This window comes from Luteimonas salinilitoris (assembly GCF_041300785.1).
Taxonomy (GTDB): Bacteria; Pseudomonadota; Gammaproteobacteria; order Xanthomonadales; family Xanthomonadaceae; genus Luteimonas; species Luteimonas salinilitoris.
Genome location: NZ_JBFWIB010000007.1, coordinates 91910 through 110135, shown reverse-complemented (window position 1 = coordinate 110135; position 18226 = coordinate 91910). Strand labels below are relative to the sequence as shown.

General features: G+C 68.0%; 13 protein-coding genes. 7 read left to right on the top strand and 6 right to left on the bottom strand.

Features of this window, described 5'->3' with window-relative positions:
- Window positions 1-114 precede the first annotated feature (114 nt).
- On the bottom strand, window positions 115-1326 hold the full coding sequence (locus tag AB5T46_RS12290) for an MFS transporter (RefSeq protein ID WP_370564260.1): 1212 nt from the start codon (window positions 1324-1326) through the stop codon (window positions 115-117).
- Complete coding sequence (locus tag AB5T46_RS12285) at window positions 1323-2111, bottom strand: sulfite exporter TauE/SafE family protein (protein WP_370564258.1); 789 nt, start codon at window positions 2109-2111, stop codon at window positions 1323-1325. The genes AB5T46_RS12290 and AB5T46_RS12285 overlap by 4 nt, the downstream gene beginning before the upstream one ends.
- Window positions 2112-2356: 245 nt before the next feature.
- Between AB5T46_RS12285 and AB5T46_RS12280 the strand changes: the two genes are divergently transcribed.
- The 4 genes from AB5T46_RS12280 (at window position 2357) to AB5T46_RS12265 (ending at window position 7542) form a co-directional block, all read left to right on the top strand.
- Window positions 2357-4309, top strand: a complete 1953-nt coding sequence (locus AB5T46_RS12280; protein WP_370564257.1) for a lytic transglycosylase domain-containing protein — start codon at window positions 2357-2359, stop codon at window positions 4307-4309.
- 174 nt (window positions 4310-4483) lie between these two features.
- Window positions 4484-5704 (top strand): multifunctional CCA addition/repair protein, encoded by a 1221-nt coding sequence (locus tag AB5T46_RS12275; RefSeq protein ID WP_370564348.1) that lies wholly within the window; start codon window positions 4484-4486, stop codon window positions 5702-5704.
- Between the two features lie 168 nt (window positions 5705-5872).
- Window positions 5873-6556 carry a class I SAM-dependent methyltransferase gene (locus AB5T46_RS12270; protein WP_370564255.1) on the top strand — a complete coding sequence of 228 codons (684 nt, stop codon included), beginning with the start codon at window positions 5873-5875 and terminating at the stop codon, window positions 6554-6556.
- Window positions 6553-7542 carry a glycosyltransferase family 61 protein gene (locus AB5T46_RS12265; RefSeq protein WP_370564254.1) on the top strand — a complete coding sequence of 330 codons (990 nt, stop codon included), beginning with the start codon at window positions 6553-6555 and terminating at the stop codon, window positions 7540-7542. Before AB5T46_RS12270 ends, AB5T46_RS12265 begins: the two co-directional genes overlap by 4 nt.
- 137 nt (window positions 7543-7679) lie before the next feature.
- On the opposite strand, the gene AB5T46_RS12260 is transcribed toward AB5T46_RS12265, so the two are convergent.
- From AB5T46_RS12260 to AB5T46_RS12245, 4 genes are all read right to left on the bottom strand, one after another.
- Window positions 7680-9437, bottom strand: coding sequence for a glycosyltransferase family protein (locus AB5T46_RS12260; protein ID WP_370564253.1), 1758 nt, complete (start codon window positions 9435-9437; stop codon window positions 7680-7682).
- Window positions 9434-13378, bottom strand: coding sequence for a glycosyltransferase (locus AB5T46_RS12255; RefSeq protein ID WP_370564252.1), 3945 nt, complete (start codon window positions 13376-13378; stop codon window positions 9434-9436). The genes AB5T46_RS12260 and AB5T46_RS12255 overlap by 4 nt, the downstream gene beginning before the upstream one ends.
- A 179-nt stretch (window positions 13379-13557) precedes the next feature.
- A complete protein-coding gene (locus tag AB5T46_RS12250; protein ID WP_370564347.1) occupies window positions 13558-13863 on the bottom strand; it encodes a helix-turn-helix domain-containing protein in 306 nt (101 codons plus the stop codon).
- Between the two features lie 201 nt (window positions 13864-14064).
- Window positions 14065-14934: a LysR family transcriptional regulator gene (locus tag AB5T46_RS12245; RefSeq protein WP_370564251.1), complete on the bottom strand. Its 870-nt coding sequence runs from the start codon at window positions 14932-14934 to the stop codon at window positions 14065-14067.
- Window positions 14935-15056: 122 nt separating this feature from the next.
- Between AB5T46_RS12245 and bla (AB5T46_RS12240) the strand changes: the two genes are divergently transcribed.
- From bla (AB5T46_RS12240) to AB5T46_RS12230, 3 genes are all read left to right on the top strand, one after another.
- A complete protein-coding gene (bla, locus tag AB5T46_RS12240) occupies window positions 15057-15932 on the top strand; it encodes a subclass B3 metallo-beta-lactamase (protein ID WP_370564250.1) in 876 nt (291 codons plus the stop codon).
- A gap of 100 nt (window positions 15933-16032) precedes the next feature.
- The gene (bla, locus tag AB5T46_RS12235; RefSeq protein ID WP_370564249.1) at window positions 16033-16932 is read left to right on the top strand and encodes a class A beta-lactamase; all 900 of its coding nucleotides are present in this window, start codon (window positions 16033-16035) and stop codon (window positions 16930-16932) included.
- On the top strand, window positions 16842-18014 hold the full coding sequence (locus AB5T46_RS12230; protein WP_370564346.1) for a DUF2961 domain-containing protein: 1173 nt from the start codon (window positions 16842-16844) through the stop codon (window positions 18012-18014). The genes bla (AB5T46_RS12235) and AB5T46_RS12230 overlap by 91 nt, the downstream gene beginning before the upstream one ends.
- The last annotated feature ends 212 nt before the right edge of the window (window positions 18015-18226 follow it).

The window sequence follows — 18226 nt, the reverse complement described above, 5'->3', positions numbered from 1 at the left end:
ACAATGCCCGTGTTGTAAACAATCTGTAAAAACCAAACTGCGACGACCGTCACCTAAAGGCACTAGAATGGGACAGCTCTCGTCCTATTCATCCACATTCGGACGGGATTCCGATCAGGCGGGCCGGTGATCCGTCTTCGGCCGGGCCCGCATCAGCGCCAGCATCGCCGCGATGCCCAGCAGCGGCCCCGGCAGCAGCACCAGGAACACCCAGCGCCAGCTGCCCAGCGCGGCCGCCAGCAGCGGCACGACCCAGATCGTCGCCACCGTCAGCAGGAAGCCCAGGCCCAGCTGCAGGGTGAGCGCGGTGCCGACGGTGCGCGGATCGCCGTGTTCGGTGACCAGCGCCGAGAACTGCGCCGAATCGGCGATCACGCTGATCCCCCACACCATGCCGATGGCCAGGAACAGCCAGAGCGGCGCGACATGGGCCCAGCCGGCGGCGGCGCAGCAGGCGCCGGAGATCGCCATCGCCGCGGCCGCGGTCCTGGCCCGGCCGGCGCGATCGGCCACCGCGCCGGCCAGCACGCAGCCGAGGAAACCCGCCGCGATCACCACGAACGTCAGCAACGACGCGCGCACGGCATCGCCGGCGACCGCCGCGGCCGACAGCGCGAACGTGGAGAACCACGCCCACATCGCGTACAGCTCCCACATGTGGCCGAAATAGCCGAGCGAGGCCAGCACCACGCCGCGGTTGCGCAGGATCGCGCCGATGTCGCCGAACCGGAACGCCGCGCGCGGGAACGGATACGGCCCCTCGCGCACGCCGGCGGCGACCACGACCGCGCCGGCCAGCGTCGCCGCCGTGGTCCAGGCGATCACCGCCTGCCAGCGCGCGCCGCCGAGCGCGTTGATCAGGTGCGGCAGCGCCGAACCGACCGTGATCGCGCCGATCAGCGTGCCCAGCGCCAGCCCGCGCCCGCGCACGAACCAGGTCGCGATCAGCTTCATCGCCGGCGGATACACCGCCGCCAGGCAGGCGCCGGTCGCCATCCGCGCCAACAGCAGCTGCGCCGGCGACTGCGCCGCCAGCACCGCCGCGTTGGCCAGCGCCGCGCCGACGGCAGCGGCCACGATCAGGCGTCGCGCGGGAATGCGGTCGGCCAGTCCCAGCAGGGCCGAGCCGAGCGCGCCGGCGACGAAGCCCAGCTGCACCGCGATCGTCAGCCACGCGGCGACCGAATCGCCGAAACCCCATTGCGCCCGCAGCTGCACCACCACCGCGGTGGCCGAGAACCACGGCGACATCGCCAGCACCAGCGCCAGCGCCATCAGCAGCAGCGCCCGGCGACGGCCGGGCGCCGCGTCCGCGACGGCGCTCACCACAGCAGCAGGCTCGCGCCCACCAGCACCATGAACGCCGCGAACACGCGTTTGAGGGCGGCGCCGCTGATCGCATGCGCCAACCGCGTGCCCAGCGGCGCGGACAGCACCGAGGCGACCGCCACCCCGATCGCCGCCGGCAGGTAGACATAACCGATCGCGTGTTCCGGCAGCGCGCCGGCCGGCGCCTGCAGCGCATATCCCGCCGCCGCCGCGATGCCGATGAAGATCCCGCAGGCCGACGAGGTGCCGACCGCGCGCACCGGCGCCACCCCCAGCCACACCAGCAGCGGCACGGTCATGCTGCCGCCGCCGATCCCGACCACCGCCGACACCGCGCCGATGCCGCCGCCGGCCGCGGTGATGCCGGCGCCACGCGGCACCACGTCGGCGCCGGTGCCGGCGCGCGTGCGCGAGAACGCCATCTGCGCGCCGACCAGGAAGCAGTAGATCGCCACGCACCACTTCAGCACGTCGCCGTCGAGCGCGATCGCGAAGCGGCTGCCGAGCCAGCCGCCGACCAGCACGCCCGGCACCATCCACGCCACCGTCGGCCACAGCACGCCGCCGCGACGATGGTGCGCGAGCGCCGACGAGGCCGCGGTGAAGACGATGCTGGCCATCGAACTGGCCAGCGCCGCATGCATCGCCGCCTCCTTCGGCAGTCCGTACAGCGGCAGCAGCCATGCCAGCGCGGCCACCAGCACCAGTCCGCCGCCGATGCCGAGCAGCCCGGCGAGGATCCCGGCGATGGCGCCGAGCACGAGGAAGGCGAGCAGGAGCATGCGAGTTCTTCCATGCACGGCGACGCCGGCAGCATATTGCAGGTGCGCATCCTACGCGCGGTGTCGGTTTGTCCTGGTCCCGCGACGACGCAAGGCAACGCCTCGCCTTTCGTAGGAGCGGGCCATGCCCGCGATGCCGCGGGTGCCGGACGCACCGGTGCATCGATAACGTGCAGGCCGCGCCCGCGGGTATCGCACGCATATCACCAACGGCGCTTCATCTTCGCTGGGCTATAGTCCCGCGCATGCTGCCGCGCCCATTTCGCACGAAGACCGGATTCGTCGCCGCCCTGGCGCTGTCCGCCGTTGCCGCCCAGGTCGTTGCCCAGAGCAACGACCTGCAACTGCGCCAGGCGCTGGAGGCCGCCGCGCGCGGACAGCCGGTGCCCGCGCACATGGCCTCGCATCCCGCCTACGGCTGGATCGAGTACGCCGGCCTGCGCCGCAACATCGACACGCTGCCCGCGGCGCAGGCGCAGGCCTTCCTGTCGCGCTACCAGGGTCAGGCGGTGGCCGAGTCCTTCCGCGAGGACTGGCTGCGCGCGCTCTACAAGCGCCTGGACTGGGCCGGCATCCGTGCTGCCTGGTCGCCGTCGATCGGCAACACCGCGCTGCGCTGCATCGAGCTGGAAGCGCGCCAGCGCAGCGGTGCGGCCGACGCGCAGTGGGACCGCGACGTGCAGGAGATCTGGCGCAGCAGCGGCAACTCGCTGCCCGACGAGTGCGACGCACCGTTCGCGGCGCTGGCCGCGCGCGGTGGGCTGACGCCGGAGCTGCGCTGGGAGCGGATCGAGATGGCCGCGGCGGAATGGAACGCCGCGGTGATGCGCAGCGCCGCCGCCGGCCTGCCGGACGACCAGCGCGCGCTGGCCGACGACTACGCCGCCTTCCTGCAGTCGCCCCACGAGCGCGCACTGGCCTGGCCGAAGACACCGCGCAGCCGCCTGGTCGCCTCCCACGGCCTGGCGAAGCTGGCCAAGGGCGACCCCGCCGCGGGCGAGGCGCAACTGCCGCGCTACGCCGCCGCGCTCGGCTTCACCGAGGAGGACCGCAGCCGCGTGCTCTACCAGGCCGCGCTATGGACGGTGGCCTCGTACCTGCCCGACTCCGCACGGCGGTTGAACCTGGTGCCGGAGGCGTCCTACGACGAGCGCCTGCACGAATGGCGCACGCGCGAGGCGCTGTCGCGTTCCGACTGGCGCGCCGCGCTGGCCGCGATCGGGGAGATGGACGACGCGCAACGCAACGACGCACGCTGGACCTACTTCGCCGCACGCCTCAACGCGCTGCTGGGCGATCGCGCGCGGGCGCAGGCGCTGTACGCGCAGGCCGCGCGCGAGCCGAACTTCCACGGCTTCCTGGCCGCCGATCGCATCGAGCAGCCTTATGCGCTGTGCCCGTGGTCGGTCGATGCCGATGCCTCGGCGCGTGCCAGGGTCGCCAACGAGCCGGCGATGATCCGCTCCATGGCACTGTTCCGCGCCGACTATCCCGGCTGGGCCACGCGCGAGTGGAACGCGGCGCTGGACGGGTTCGACGACACCCAGCGGCGCATCGCGGTACGGGTGGCGCAGGACAACGGCTGGTTCGACCGCGCCCTGTTCGGCCTCGGCCGGCAGCCGGAGGAGACGCGGCTGTACGAACTGCGTTTTCCGCTGCATCACGATGCCGTGATCCGCAGCGAGGCGGAGAAGCACGCGCTCGACCCGGCCTGGATCGCCGCCGAGATCCGTGCCGAGAGCGTCTTCAACCCGCAGGCGCGCTCGTCCGCCGACGCGCGCGGGCTGATGCAGGTGCTGCCCGGCACCGGCGCCGCGGTCGCGCGTCGCATCGGCCTGTCCTGGCGCGGCGGCGACAGCCTGTACGACCCGGCCACCAACATCCGCCTGGGCACCGCCTACCTGCGCGAGATGAAGGAAAAGTATGGGCAGCCGTACGTGGCCATCGCCGCCTACAACGCCGGGCCCACGCCGACCGCGCGCTGGCAGTCGCAGCGGCCGGCGATGGATCCGGACTTCTGGATCGAGACGATCAGCTACAAGGAAACCCGCGAGTATGTCGCCCGCGTGCTCGCCTTCAGCGTGATCTACGACTGGCGCCTGCACGGCGCGGCGGTGCCGGTGAGCGACCGCATGCAGGGCCGCTCGGGCACGAAGCGCAAGCAGTTTATCTGCCCGGCGGACGACCCGGCGCCGTAGGAGCGCGCCATGCGCGCGATGCCGCGGGCGCTTCGCCGCCGACGAGTCCTGGTGACCGGTGTGCCTGCCGGTCCAGAATCGCGGCATCCACCGGATCCTGCCGGACCCGCGGCATCGCGCGCATGGCGCGCTCCTACGGAGGTCGCGCCGAGCGGATCAGGCATCATGCACGCCATGAAAAGCTATCTCGTCGGCGGCGCGGTGCGCGATCGGCTGCTGGGCCTGCCGCCCGGCGACCGCGACCATGTCGTCGTCGGCGAAACCGCCGAATCGATGCGCGCCGCCGGCTTCCGCCCGGTCGGCCGCGACTTCCCGGTGTTCCTGCACCCCGACAGCGGCGAGGAATACGCGCTCGCCCGCACCGAGCGCAAGACCGGACGCGGCTACCGAGGCTTCGAGGTGCACGCCGATCCGTCGGTGACGCTGGAGCAGGACCTCGAGCGGCGCGACTTCACCATCAACGCCATCGCCGAGGTCGACGGCACACTGGTCGATCCGTTCGGCGGCGCGCGCGACATCGAGGCGCGGGTGCTGCGCCATGTCGGTCCCGCCTTCGTCGAGGATCCGCTGCGGGTGCTGCGCGCGGCGCGTTTCATGGCGCGCTTCGCCGGGCTGGGCTTCTCCGTCGCCCCGGAGACGCTGGTCCTGATGCGCGAGATGGCCGCCGGCGGCGAACTCGCCGAACTGGTGCCCGAGCGCGTCTGGCAGGAACTGTCGCGCGCGTTGGCGGCGCCGACGCCGTCGGCGTTCCTGCGCACCCTGCGCGATGCCTGCGCACTGTCGGCGGTGCTGCCGGAAGTCGATGCGCTGTACGGCGTGCCGCAACGCGCCGAATACCATCCCGAGGTCGACACCGGCGTCCACGTCGAGCTGGTCTGCGACATGGCGGCGCGGCTCGCCCCCGGGGACGCCGTCGTCGGCTTCGCCGCGCTCACCCACGACCTCGGCAAGGCGCTGACGCCGGCGGACGAGTGGCCGAAGCATATCGCCCACGAGCGCCGCGGCCTGAAGCCGCTCGCCGCATTGTGCGCGCGGCTGAAGGTGCCCGGAGTGCACCGCGAGCTGGCGATGGCCGCCTGCCGCGAACACCTCAACGTCCATCGCCTCGACCAGCTGCGCGACAGCACCGTGCACGACCTGCTGGCGCGCTGCGACGCGTTTCGCAGGCCGGAACGCATCGCCCCGCTAGCGCTGGTCTGCGAAGCCGACAAGCGCGGCCGCCTGGGCCGCGCGGACGACGACTATCCGCAGGGTCGCGAACTGCAGCGCCTGCATGCCGCCGCGATACGGGTGGTCGCGTGCGACATCATTGCTGACGGCCTGACTGGGCCTGCCATTGGCGAGGCGCTGCGCAAGGCCCGTATCGCCGCGATCGGCAAAGCACGCCGCGGGTGATGCGCAATGCGTCAACGAAGGCCGCATCACGTCTGCCAGATGTACCTGGGCGAGGGACCGTAAACAGCTGATTGCCCCATGCCCGCTGGCTCTCGATTCGCCCGATGCTGGTGGTAAGACAGTGTAAAGTGACTACGGATACTCGCCCCATACTCAGGAGACTTGCTGGTGGCAGTTAAACGAAAAGATGCCGTTCAGGGCCTTCTCTCTCTGTTCGATCGGCCCCGATACCTGGAAATCGGAGTCAACCGCGGCGAAACGTTCCACGATGTGATCGCTCACGAGAAAGTCGCCGTGGATCCGAAGTTCCTGTTCGACGTCGACCGGGCACGGACGACGGTTCAGGGCGCTACGTACCATGAAGTCACCAGTGATGAGTACTTCGGGTCCATCGTCAGGCCGGAGGAACGGTTCGACGTCATTTATCTCGACGGGCTTCACACATCGGAACAGACGCTACGCGACTTCATGAGCGCCATCCTGTTCCTTCGAGAAGACGGCGTGATCCTGATCGACGACGTTCGGCCGCCTACCTATGTGGCATCGCTTCCGAACAGGAAGAATTTCTTCAAGGTGCGTCAGTTCCTGGGTTCAGACAAGAAGTCATGGATGGGCGATGTCTATCGCCTTGTCTACTTCATCGAGACATTTGCGCAACAGTTCGCATACCGAATCATTGCAGACAACCACGGCCAGGCAGTCATCTGGCGGAAACCGCGCAAGATCGTCCCGCATCGGACCATCTCGGACGTCGGCTGCAAGACGTTCGAGGACATGGTCATCGAGGAAGACACGTTTCCGCGCATGCCGTTCGGAGAGATCGTTGCGCTGATCAAGCAAGACCGCCAGTGATCGAAACATGCCGTAATGTCCTGGTAACCCCATACGAAAGCATATGGGTCGGCGGCCCCGATCACGACCGGATTCCTCAACACGGCCGTATCATTTGGGGCAGGGATGCGAAAGACGAATTTCCGGATCGGCTGCGAGATGAGCCCGCATCCACGATCGAGGGCCGCTATCTCTATGGAGGCCCGCTCAAGTTCCATTTCGGCCATGTCATGGTCGATACGATCATCCGCCTTTGGGCGTTCGACAGAAGCCGGCATGACGGCGTCGTCTTCCCCTGTCTTGACATGCCGGATCCGCCAGCGTGGTTCTATGAAATCGTCGCGATCTTCGGCCTCGACCGTTCGGATGTCGTCGTCGTCGAGAAGCCTGTGGTCTTTCGTGAACTGGAGTTCGCCGAGCCCGGAAGCTCCCTCAAGAACGGGCCGAAGGGCTGGTACCTGGATCGCTTGAAGTCACTTCCGATTCGCCTCGTCGACGACATACCCGGCGACAGTCTTTACTTCGGCCGGACGCACATGATCCGCAAAGGTACGCTTATGGGCGAAAGCTACTTTGGCGACCTTCTTTGCCGGAATGGTTTCACGAGCGTTCGCCCGGAGAAATTCGACATCCACGTTCAAATATCGATGTTGGCGAAAGCGCGCCGGATCGTCTTTACGGAAGGAAGCAGCATCTATTCCATGGAACTCCTTGCCTCGACCGACGCCGAATTGTTCATGATTCCTCGACGCGCCGCCGGTGCCGGCCTCTTTGCCCCGCACCTGACACCGAAGGCTTCGAAGTTCGCCATCCTCGGAGATCGGCACGCAATCGGCAGGAAGCTCAACCGGAGCCGAAAAGACCGCCCTAGTTCCCCGAGTTTCACCTCGCGGCCGGAGACGATCCTCGGCGATCTGATCCGGCATGGATTGGTTGGAGAAACGCCATTTGACGCGCGAGCTTTCAGAGAGACGGAAGAGCGGGATACTGCGACTTACTTTTCCTAGGGAACCTCTGAACAAGTTCAGAGGTTCCCTAGGACGTATCAAGGTTCAGGGTGCTGCCCTGTTCCCCGGACTGGAGCGCGCCTTCGCGATACCGGGAAAGGAATGCCCACGGTCGCGACGTTCTGCGCAGGTACCGTTCAAGCCTTTCGACAATCGAATATCGGCGAGGGCTTGAGTCCGAGACGCCGGCGCAGATCCGGGTCCAGCGGCGGAACGAACGTTCTGACCCGCAAGCCTGCACCGGCAAGTCTTTCGGCAATATCGCGGCCGTACTTGCGCACATGATCGCGCTGGCCGAAGGCCGCAAGGCGGCCTTCTTCGCTGGTGATGGAGAAATCCTCGTAGGTCGTCTCGCCGTAGACGGGAACCTGGATCACGGCGATTCCTCCGGGCGTCAGAATACGGAACATCTCCCGCATGGCCTTGGCATCGTCGGGGATGTGTTCGAGCACGTGCGAGCAGACGATCGCATCGAAGCTCTCGTCCGGATATTGGATGTCGGTGAGATCCATCTTCACCATGACATGCTCGCTGCACAGGTCCGCGCTGAGATAGGAAACGTTCTCGAGCTTGCTCAGGATTCCAGCGATAGGCGGCTCGGGGGCGACATGCAGCAGCCGTCGCGGCCGGCCGTCGAAAAGCGGCGTATCCGAACGGAGATACAGCGCCATCAGGCGATGACGCTCCAGCACCCCGCAATTCGGGCAGCGCGCGCGTTTGCGCTTGACGACCACCCCGCCCGCGATGAAATCCTCGACCGCTGTCTCGCAAACGGGGCAATAGCAGCCGGGGACTCCCGGATAGCCCTCGGCAACGGTGACATGGACTTCCGTTTCCGCGCTGCTTCGCTCGGCATCCGCGTTCCCGGCAGCCATGTGCACGCGTGCAGGCCCGGGCAGGGGAGGCGCGGGCGGCGCCGGTTCGGCCGCCTTCACGGGAATCCGCACCGGCGGCCGGGGGCGCGGAACGACTTTGCCGCCTCGCGCCTGGATCCGGGCTTCGACGATGTCCGCGAGTTCATCGGCGCGTGCCTCGAATGAATCGCGGACGCGGACCTGTTCCGCCTCACGCTGCACCATGTCGAAGACGCGCGGATATTCGTGAACGTACCGGTCCACGGCAGCCTGCAGCGACGTGCCGGCATCGTAGTAGATGATGGTGTCGCCGAACCGGCGCACCAGTTCCGGATGGCGGTCCGAAATCACCGGCAAGCCGCAGGCCAGCACATCGTAGATCCGGTTGTTGATGAAGCCATGGTTGCGCATGTCCGGCCAATGGTCGTTCAGGCTCACGCGCGCGGCGCCATAGGTCCGGCCCAACTGCTCGTTCTCGATATAGTCCGAGACGACGCGACGCGACGCTTCGGGCCAGGCGCTCCAGCCGCGCCCCCAGATCTTCAGCGGGTAGCCCTGACGCAACCATTCGATCACGCACCACCGCTCCACATTGCGGCTGTTGCCGACGAAGATCGCGTCGCGCCTGTCTCGCGCGGGCAGCGACAGCGACAAGTTGAACTCCTCGGCGTCCGTGCACTGCAGCAGCGGAATGACGCGTTCGCGTCCATGAAGCTGCGCCAACTCCCTGGCGTGCGATTCGGATGCGACGGCAAAGACGTCGTAGTCGCGGATCTCTTCGGCGCCGACGTCTTCCGGATGGCTCAGGTTCCACGCTACGTGCAGCGCATCACGGTTGCGCGGCGCGTACCGGTATTTGCCGCGCACGACCAGGATCACGTCCGCGTCGTCGTCGCCGTCGCTCCATTCCGGTTCGTACTGGATCAGCACATCGTAGCCATGGCGGGCGAGCTGCTTGCGCAGCGAGCGGGCGAAGTGGAAATCGCCCCATTTCTGCTGGCGACTGTCGGTCGGCGCCGGGCACTTGATGATCCATCTCATTGCATCGCTCCCGCCATCTGGGGCGCCTGGTCGTCCGCATGGGCGCGGACCCGTTCGCAGAAACCGGCGAAATCGTGCGCGAAGCGTTCCGCGACCGGCAACACGCCGCGTTGCGCGTCGGCATGCTCGTAAAGCACCTTCAACATGGTGTTGGCTGCGGCGTAGGAGAACTGGCGAAGGTAGAGTTGACGCGCCATCGCTGCCATCGCCGCAGTGGATTCCTTGTTGTCGAACGTGGCGCGAACGGCCTCGCGCAACGCGGCGAAATTGCCGAACTCGACCAGGCGCAGATAACCCTGGCTGGCCAGCGGACCGAGATCGGAGATGTCGTTGGCGATCACCGGCACATGCATGGCGATGGCGTCGGTGAACTTGTAGGGCATCTGGTACTGGCTCGCGGGTATGCGGGGATCGAGCCACAGCACGACGAGATCGGCGGCATAGTTGATCTCGGCCATCCGGTTCCGTCCCTGCGGCGGCAGCACCTTGACCTCGTCCGCGTATTCGCGCACGAACCGTTCCTGGTCGGGGCTGACGCGCGAGCCGGCGAACAGCAGCTTGTAGCGCGGGTCTTCGAGCGACCGGACGAGCTCGACCAGCTCATGGATTCCCTTGTGCTTGCGCAGCAGGCCGCCGAACAGGATGACGCGGTCTTCTGGGCCGAAACCGAGTTCCCGGCGGATGGCCTCCCGGTCGTAGCGGTGCGGATCGTAGTGGGTCTCGTCCTTCAGGTTGCGCAGGCAATAGCCTCTACCGCCATAGTGCGCATCCAGGTTGCGGTTGTGCGTGACCGCGAGGGGAACCTCGCGCGCGTAGCCGTCCATGACCTGCGACCAGGCGTCGGAATAGGGATTGAGCAGATCCTCGATCCGGCAGTCGTCCAACCTGAGCACGGTGCCGTCGTTGCGGCGCTGCGGGTCGGAAACATGCGCTTCGCTGTCGTTCGACTCCAGGATGACCGGAACGCCGGTATGGTAGTTCGCGAGCAGCGCCAGGCCGAGACTGGGCAGGCGCGGCTTGACGCAGTACACGGCGTCGCCGTCGATCCGCGCCCATGCCCGGGTGAGGCGCTCGAAGAACCCGGGAAACGACCGCCCCTCCAGGTATTCGGTCCGGAACGGCGGGCGCTCGCCGCGGTAGGGTTCGAATACCTCGGGACCGAAGAAATGGAACCCGACAAGCTGCGGGTCGAACGATTGCTGCGCGGCTTCGGCAAGGTTGTACGCCTTGGAGAAATGGTTGCGGCATACGTCCCAGGCGAGCACGCTCAGCCGCGGGCGCGCCCGCTTCCAGGAGCGCCGCGCCAACGCGCCCGAATAGTAGGTCGCGACGTTCGCCTGCACCCGGCTCTTCGTGCGCGCAGTGTCGGCCTTGCGCTCGATGGTGATCTGCGCCCACGCCTTGTTGCGCCGATAGAGCACGAGCGGCAGGTCGATCATCAGCGGATCGCGCAGATATGTCATCTTGAGGATGAGGTCCCAGTCCTGCTGGCGGCTCAACGATTCGGTGAATCCGCCCACCACGCGCAGCAGCGAGGCGTCGTGGGCGAAGGCGTTGAGGTCGATGTAGTTCTTTTCCGACAGCGCTTCGTAGGAGAACGGCCGAATGCGATTCGGACGAAGTTGGTACCGGCCGTCCGTGCACTGGACGTCCAGGTAATCGGTGTACACCGACAGGTGTCCGGGTGACGACAACAGGCCCGCCACGACGTGCGCCAGGTATTCCGGGTGCCAGAGGTTGTCCGTGTCGAGGTAGGCGATATAGCGCCCGCGGGCCGCCGCAAGCCCGCTGTTTCGCGCCGCCGCGGCGCCGCGATGCTTCAGTGCAAGGAAGCGGATGCGCGGGTCCCCGAGTGCCGTCACTCGCGCCCGGGTGTCGTCATTGCTGCCGTCGTCGCAAACCAGCAGTTCCCAGTTCGGGTAAGTCTGTTCGAGCACGCTGCCGATCGCCTCGCCAATCAGCGCGGCCCTGTTGTAGGTTGGCATCACGATACTCACCAGCGGCTGTTCCGCATGCAGGCGCATGCGCGCGTCGGCTTCCTGCGGCGCGTTCCGATAACGCTTCGACAGCTCGTCGCGACCGCGCGCGTCGAAGATCAGCGCGACGTGCCGCGCGAACAGGCCGGGGGCGGAGAGCAGCCGGGTTGCCATGGCGATTGCATCGACTCGTTTCGCGATCGTCTTGCCTTCCTCGAGCACGGCTTTCGCATCGCGATGGAGCGACGACATCCGGGCATCACCGGCGTCCAGGCTGCCGCGCATGCTGCTTACGGCGCGTCCGAGGCTCTGATGGCGCGCCACCCATGCCGGTCTGCGCCGCAATACCCGCTCGGCCATGCGCATCAACCAGTCGACTGCCCGCCAGCTCCGGCTCGCGTGCAGCGCCGTCAGCTCATGATCGATCTGCTTGCAGGTCTTGCCGATGCTCTCGTGATTGGCGCGCGTGGAGTGTGTGCTGCGCTGCAGCGCATGCAATTGCGGCAACAGGCCCTGCAGCGAAGTGTCCAGCCGCTCCAGGTGGCGCATCTGCTCACCGAGCGCCGAATGCAAGGCGAGGCGTTGGCTCGCGCGCTCGACGAGCAGGTCGAGCGGCATCCCGGCTTCGCCCGCGCTTTCCCCGAGCGTCGCGGCGAGCTGCAGCCGCATGCGTTTCGCTTCCTGCGCCTGAACCGACTGCGCCTGCTCGGCGCTGCGCAGCGCCTCCTGCAGCGCCTCCCGCTCGACACGAAGAGCGGCCTGGCGGTCTTGAAGAAGCTCGAGTTCACCGACCTTGTCGGACAGGCTGCGCTCCATGTCTGCCAAGGCCGCTTCCAGGGCCGCACGCCGTTCGGCCTCCGCTTCGCATCGGGCATCGCTCGCCATGTTCCGGTGCTCGAGCTTTCGCAGGCGCTCTTCCAGCTGCGCATCGCGCTCCGCGGCTTCGCGGCGTTGCCCCTGCAGCCGCGTGATCTCCGCTCTCAGTTCGCGGCAGCGCTCGATCGCCCGGCCGGTCGCCAGGGCGATCTCATCCTCGACCCGGTCGACGGTCGCCGCGATGGCGACCGACGGATTCGGCTCACTGGCCGCCGATTCCAGCAGCTGGTCCTTGAGTTCCTGCCATGAACTGGCGGCCGTCGCCTTCGCCTTTTTCAAGCGCCGCTCATGCGCAGCAAGCTCCGACGCGCTACGTGCGGACAGTTCGCCGGCTGTCCCGGCAACATCCCGCGCCCCTGCTGCGCAGATGCCCGAATATAGTGTCATCGCCGGATGTTCGTGGTAGTACGGGCCGAGATCGCCGACGCGCGAGCGGTACAGCGCCGGGTCGATGAACGCGCGCAGTTCGTTTTCTTTCGGAACCGCGAGCCGGTCGACGCCGCGCGCAGTCAACGCTTCGTGGAGTCGCCCGGCCTCGTCGACCGGATCGGCGATCAACGCCTCGTAGCGGATCACATGGACATCGCGTCCGGCCAGGTCGCGCAGCGCTTCCAGCGTGTAGGCCTCCCAGAGCGCGAGCCCGACATCGAGCGGAAACCCGTTGCGATTCTGCAACGACGAGGCCACCTCCAACGGACTGCGCAACGGCATGACGATGTGCGGCAGCTCGAGCCGCGGGAGCCATGCGGACAGCGTGAGGCACAACCGCGGATCCTTGACCATCCATGGACGTTGCGGCTCCAGCTTCGCGATTATCCCGAGCAGGTCCTTCTCCACCTTCGGAGAGACTTTCCGCGGCGACGGCCGCTCGAGCCATGGCGTCAGCCGATCCCAGTCGGCGCCGGCGTCTACGAGCATCTGCTCGTTGACCCGGCGCACATCGCGCCGCTCCCAGAAGCCCTTGGGATTTTCCTCGTTGACCACACCGGTACCGTCGGCCTCGGTGCCGAAATACGCGCCCATGAGATTGAGCACCCGGGTCACCATGGAGGTCCCCGAGCGGTGCATGCCGACGACAAGTATTTGCATTGCTTTTCCTTAGAACGTGTTAACGATTACCCGATCCCATGATCTGCGCACCCTGCAAAACCGCAAGGCATCCCGTGCCGACCGCTGGCGAGCCGTTCCGCGCCATCCACTTTACGCATCGCCGCATTCGTCGATACCGGATTCCGACGCCTGCAGATACCGCTTCGAAGAGCCTGGTTTCAGCCGCAAGTGACAAGTTCCTGCAGCATTGCCGCCACCTCGGCGCGCCTGGCCTCCGGGAGCCCGGAAAAGGCAAGGAGGACGTTCGCCGTGTGCTCGTCCTCGGCGACGAGATACGCCACCGGTACGTTCAACGCCCCGGCAAGCCTGGCCAAGCCGTCGAGATCGATGCCACGAGCCTCCGTCTCATAGCGATTGATGCGACTGCTGGCCAGCTTCTTGTCCAAGCCCAGGCGCAACCCCAGCGCGCGCTGGCTATCGATGCCGCGCAGCGCGCGCGCCTGCCTGAGGCGCGCGGCAAAGATGCTGCGCGGAGAAGGGTCGGATCTCGGAGGCACGCGGGTCCGATGTTAGATCTGGGAAAAAAGCATGACGAAAACTCTTCCTTTGCGGCAGACTCTGCCTTAAAGGTAGCATAGCAACGACGGCCCCCAACCGGTAGGCGGAACGGCTTCGAATGCGTGAATGCCTTTTGCGGTGGCCGCTGGCGCCGCAGCGGTTGTGCATCAGGCACTCGCACTCTCTGCCACCCATTCCCGGAACACCTGCATCACCGCCGTCTCCGGCCGCGTACGCAGGCGGGTAAGCCAATAGGCACCGACATCCACCTCGACGTCGAACAGCCGCACCAGGCGCTCGCTGGCCAGGTCCCGCTCGAACATGCGCAGCGGCAGCAGCGCCACGCCGATGCCGGCGGCGGCGGCGCTGGCGATGGCGAGCGAGGAATCGAATACCGGCCCGCGTAGCGGCGGCTCCGGCAGCTTCGCCGCGCGGAACCAGCGCGACCATTCGTCCGGACGGTAGGAGCGCAGCAGCGGCACGCCGGCCAGGTCGCGCGGATGGCGGATGCGCCGCGCCAGCGCGGGCGCGCACACCGGCGCGAACGGGGCGTCGCCCAGTCGCACGGCCTCCAGCCCCTGCCAGGTGCCGTCGCCGAAGCGGATGGCCAGATCCAGGCCTTCGCCCGCCTGGTCGATGCGGTTGTTGTGGGTGAGCAGGCGCAGGTCCACGCCCGGGTGCGCGACGGTGAAGCCGTCCAGCCGCGGCAACAGCCAGCCGGTGGCGAAGGTGGCCACCGCACTGACGGTAAGCGCCTCGCGCAGCTGCCCGCCCTCGAAACGGCCGAGTACGGCGCCGATGCGGTCGAAGGCGTCGTTGATCACCGGGAACAGGGCCGCGCCTTCGTCGGTCAGGGCCACGCCGCGCGGCAGCCGCCGGAACAGCGCGAAGCCCAGCCGCGCCTCCAGCCCCTTGATCCGGTGGCTGAGCGCGGCCTGGGTGACGCACAGCTCGAGCGCCGCGCGGGTGAAATTGAGGTGGCGGGCAGCCGCCTCGAAGGCGCGCAGGCCGTTGAGCGGCAGGTTCGGGCGATCCATGGAGCCATCAATTCAGTTCATGCCTTCGATGAGATAACGTCGCTTGTCGCCCGCGGTCAAGCTTTCCAGAATCCTTGCACCAGGCAGACCGCCAGGATCGAGACCGGAACGAGACGATGGGAATGAAAGCCAGGGCCGCCGTCGCGGCAGTCGCGATCTGCGCGACCGCCTGCGCGGCTTACGCGCAGGACGCCGCGCCGCTGCCGCAGCTGCAGGCCTACGAGGTCCGCGCCGCCTGGCGCCAACCGGTGGCGCCACTGCGCATCGCCGAGCGCACCTGGCAGATCGGCACCGCCGGGCTGAGCGCGATCCTGCTGAAAGGCAGCGAGGGCGCCATCCTCATCGACGGCGGCATGCCGCAGGCCGCCGACCACCTGCTCGCCAACCTGCAGGCGCTGGGCCTGGCACCCTCGGACCTGAAGCTGATCCTGCACAGCCATGCGCACGCCGACCATGTGGGCCCGCTCGCCGCGCTCCGGCGCGCGACCGGCGCGCGCGTGTTGAGCAACGCCGAGTCCGCCCGGCTGCTGGCGCAGGGCGGCGCCGACGACATCCACTTCGGTGACGACCTGCTGTATCCGCCCGTCCACGTCGACCGGCTGCTGCACGACGGCGAAAGCGTGGTCCTCGGCGACCTGCGGCTGCGCGTGCATTTCACGCCCGGCCACACGCCCGGCAGCATGAGCTGGACCTGGGACGACCGCCGCGACGGCCGGACGCTGCGCATCGCCTATGCCGACAGCCTCAGCGCGCCCGACTACCGCCTGCTGGACAACCCCCGCTACCCGCGCATCGTCGACGATTACCGCGCCGCGTTCGCCACGGTACGCGCCCTGCCCTGCGACCTGCTGTTGACGCCGCACCCCGACGCCAGCGGATGGCGCTTCGACGACGCGGCGACGCAGCCAGAGCCGGTCGACTGCCGCGGGTATGCCGATGCCGCCGAGACCAGGCTGGAGGCGCAACTGGCCGCCGAACGCCGCAAGGCGGAGCACTGACGCAGACGCGCGGGTCTTCGCCGCCACCGGCATCGACCGGCGCCGCTCCCCATCGCCGGCCACCGGGCTTTCCGAACCCACTCACCATACGGACACCAGCATGATCGATAGACGTGGATTCCTATGTGCCGCCGGCGGCGCGATCGCGATCGCCGGGCTCGGCCGGACGGCGGCGGCGGCGGGCGCGCCCGGGTTTTCAGGACTGGCGCCGGCATTGGCCGAAGTGGAGCGCGACAGCGGCGGCCGGTTGGGCGTCGCGGTCCTGGACGGCGGCTCCGGGCAGCAGGTCGGCCTGCACGCGGACGAGCGCTTCCCGATGTGCAGCACGTTCAAGTTCCTGTTGGCTGCCGCCGTGCTGCAGCGGGTCGACCGCGGCCGCGAGCGCCTGGACCGGAACGTACCCATCGCCGAATCCGACCTGGTGCCGCATTCGCCGCAAACCGGAAAGCACGTCGGGGCGGAAGGCATGCGCGTGAGCGACCTGTGCCGGGCCACCATGATCTGGAGTGACAACGCCGCCGCCAACCTGCTGTTGCGGACTCTCGGCGGTCCGGCCGGGCTGACCCGCTTCGTGCGCGGTCTCGACGATCCGCACACCCGGCTGGACCGGTGGGAGCCCGAACTCAACAGCGCCGTTCCCGACGATCCGCGCGACACCACCACACCCGCGGCGATGGCGCGCAACCTGCAGCGCCTGCTGCTGGGCGATGTGCTGCACGACGCTTCGCGCGCGCTGCTGACAGGCTGGCTGGTCGACAACCGCACCGGCGATGCGCGCCTGCGTGCGGGCCTGCCGGGCCGCTGGCGCGTGGGCGACAAGACCGGCACCAGCATCAATGCCGACGACCAGGGCACCGCCAACGACATCGCCATCGTCTGGCCGCCCGGGCGCCCGCCGCTGCTGATCGCCTGCTATCTCACCGGGGCAGCGCCGGACATCGATGCGATGAATGCCGTGCATGCGGCGGTCGCGCGCGCGGTGATGGCGACAGTCGCCTGACGGTTGGCGCAGGCGACGCCGGCGCGGGATTCGCAATCGACTACGCCCTGACCGCGATCCCCGGGGACGCCGCCTATTTCCATGCCCAGTTCCGCCGGGTGAACCCGCTGCCGTACAAGGAGGTGTTCGCCATCGTCGACGGCATCCGCGGCAAGGGCCACTACGTCGGCACCTATCTCGCCCACGGCGCCAACAGCCCCGGCTGGTGGGGCGAAGGCGAGGTGAAGTTCTACATCGACGGCGACGACGCGTTCCCGACCATCGCCGGCACCGGCAAGGAGGACTACTTCCTCGGCTCCTACGCCTACCTCTCGCGCCATCCCGACGGCGAGAACCGCGCGACCGACTACACGACGCCGTTCGCCGGCTACCACCAGATCGTGGATCCGGATTCGAACGTCGACCAGCGCCGGTTCGGCCAGTACCGCTGGCACATCCCGGATCCGATCCGCTTCGAGCGGGATCTGAAGGTGACCATCCAGAGCCTGGGCTGGCGCGGCGATGGCCCGTACCTGCCGCTGCAGGACGACCTGGTGGCGGTCGCCTACTGGTACCAGACCGAACCGCACCGGCCGTTCCCGCCGCTGCCGGACCGGGAGGAGCTGCTGATCGACTGGACCGCACCGCTCAATCACCTGGGCAGGCTCGGCGAGATCCGCCTCGAGAATCCGCCCGGCGACCGCTACAACATCGACCCGCAGGCGCTGCTGGACGGCGAGACCGGCTCGGACGATCCCGGCGACGGCCAATGGCTGGGGTTCGAGGGCACGGACCTGGTCGCGGTGGTCGACCTGCAGTCGATCCGGGCAGTGCAGGAGATCGCGGTCCGCTTCCTGGAGCAGCAGGACGAGGGCATCTCCGATCCCACCGCGGTCGACATCCTGGTGTCGGCGGACGGGAAGACGTACGAATCCGTCGCCCTCGCCGATGCGGACGAGCCGGAGCAGGGCCGGATCCGCACCCACCGTGCGACGCTGCCGCACCGGGAGATCCGCTATGTGAAGATCGTCGCCGGCAATGACGGCGGCACGCAGGCGGCGCAACGGGCGTGGCTGCTCGCCGACGAGATCGTCATCCGCTGATCCCGATCGCACTGCCCGGTGTCCCGCGGATCGCCATTGCGTCCTCCCCGACGGCTTCCGCTTCCCGTAGAGCGGAGCTTGCTCCGCTGCTCTTCGGCCAGAGCAGCCGAACAAGCTCGGCTCTACGTCTCCTGCGGATCATTGCCGTGCCCGGCAGCGCGGCTCCTCTTCGGTGACGCTGCCGGCAAGCCGTCTGCGCCCTTCGGCGAACT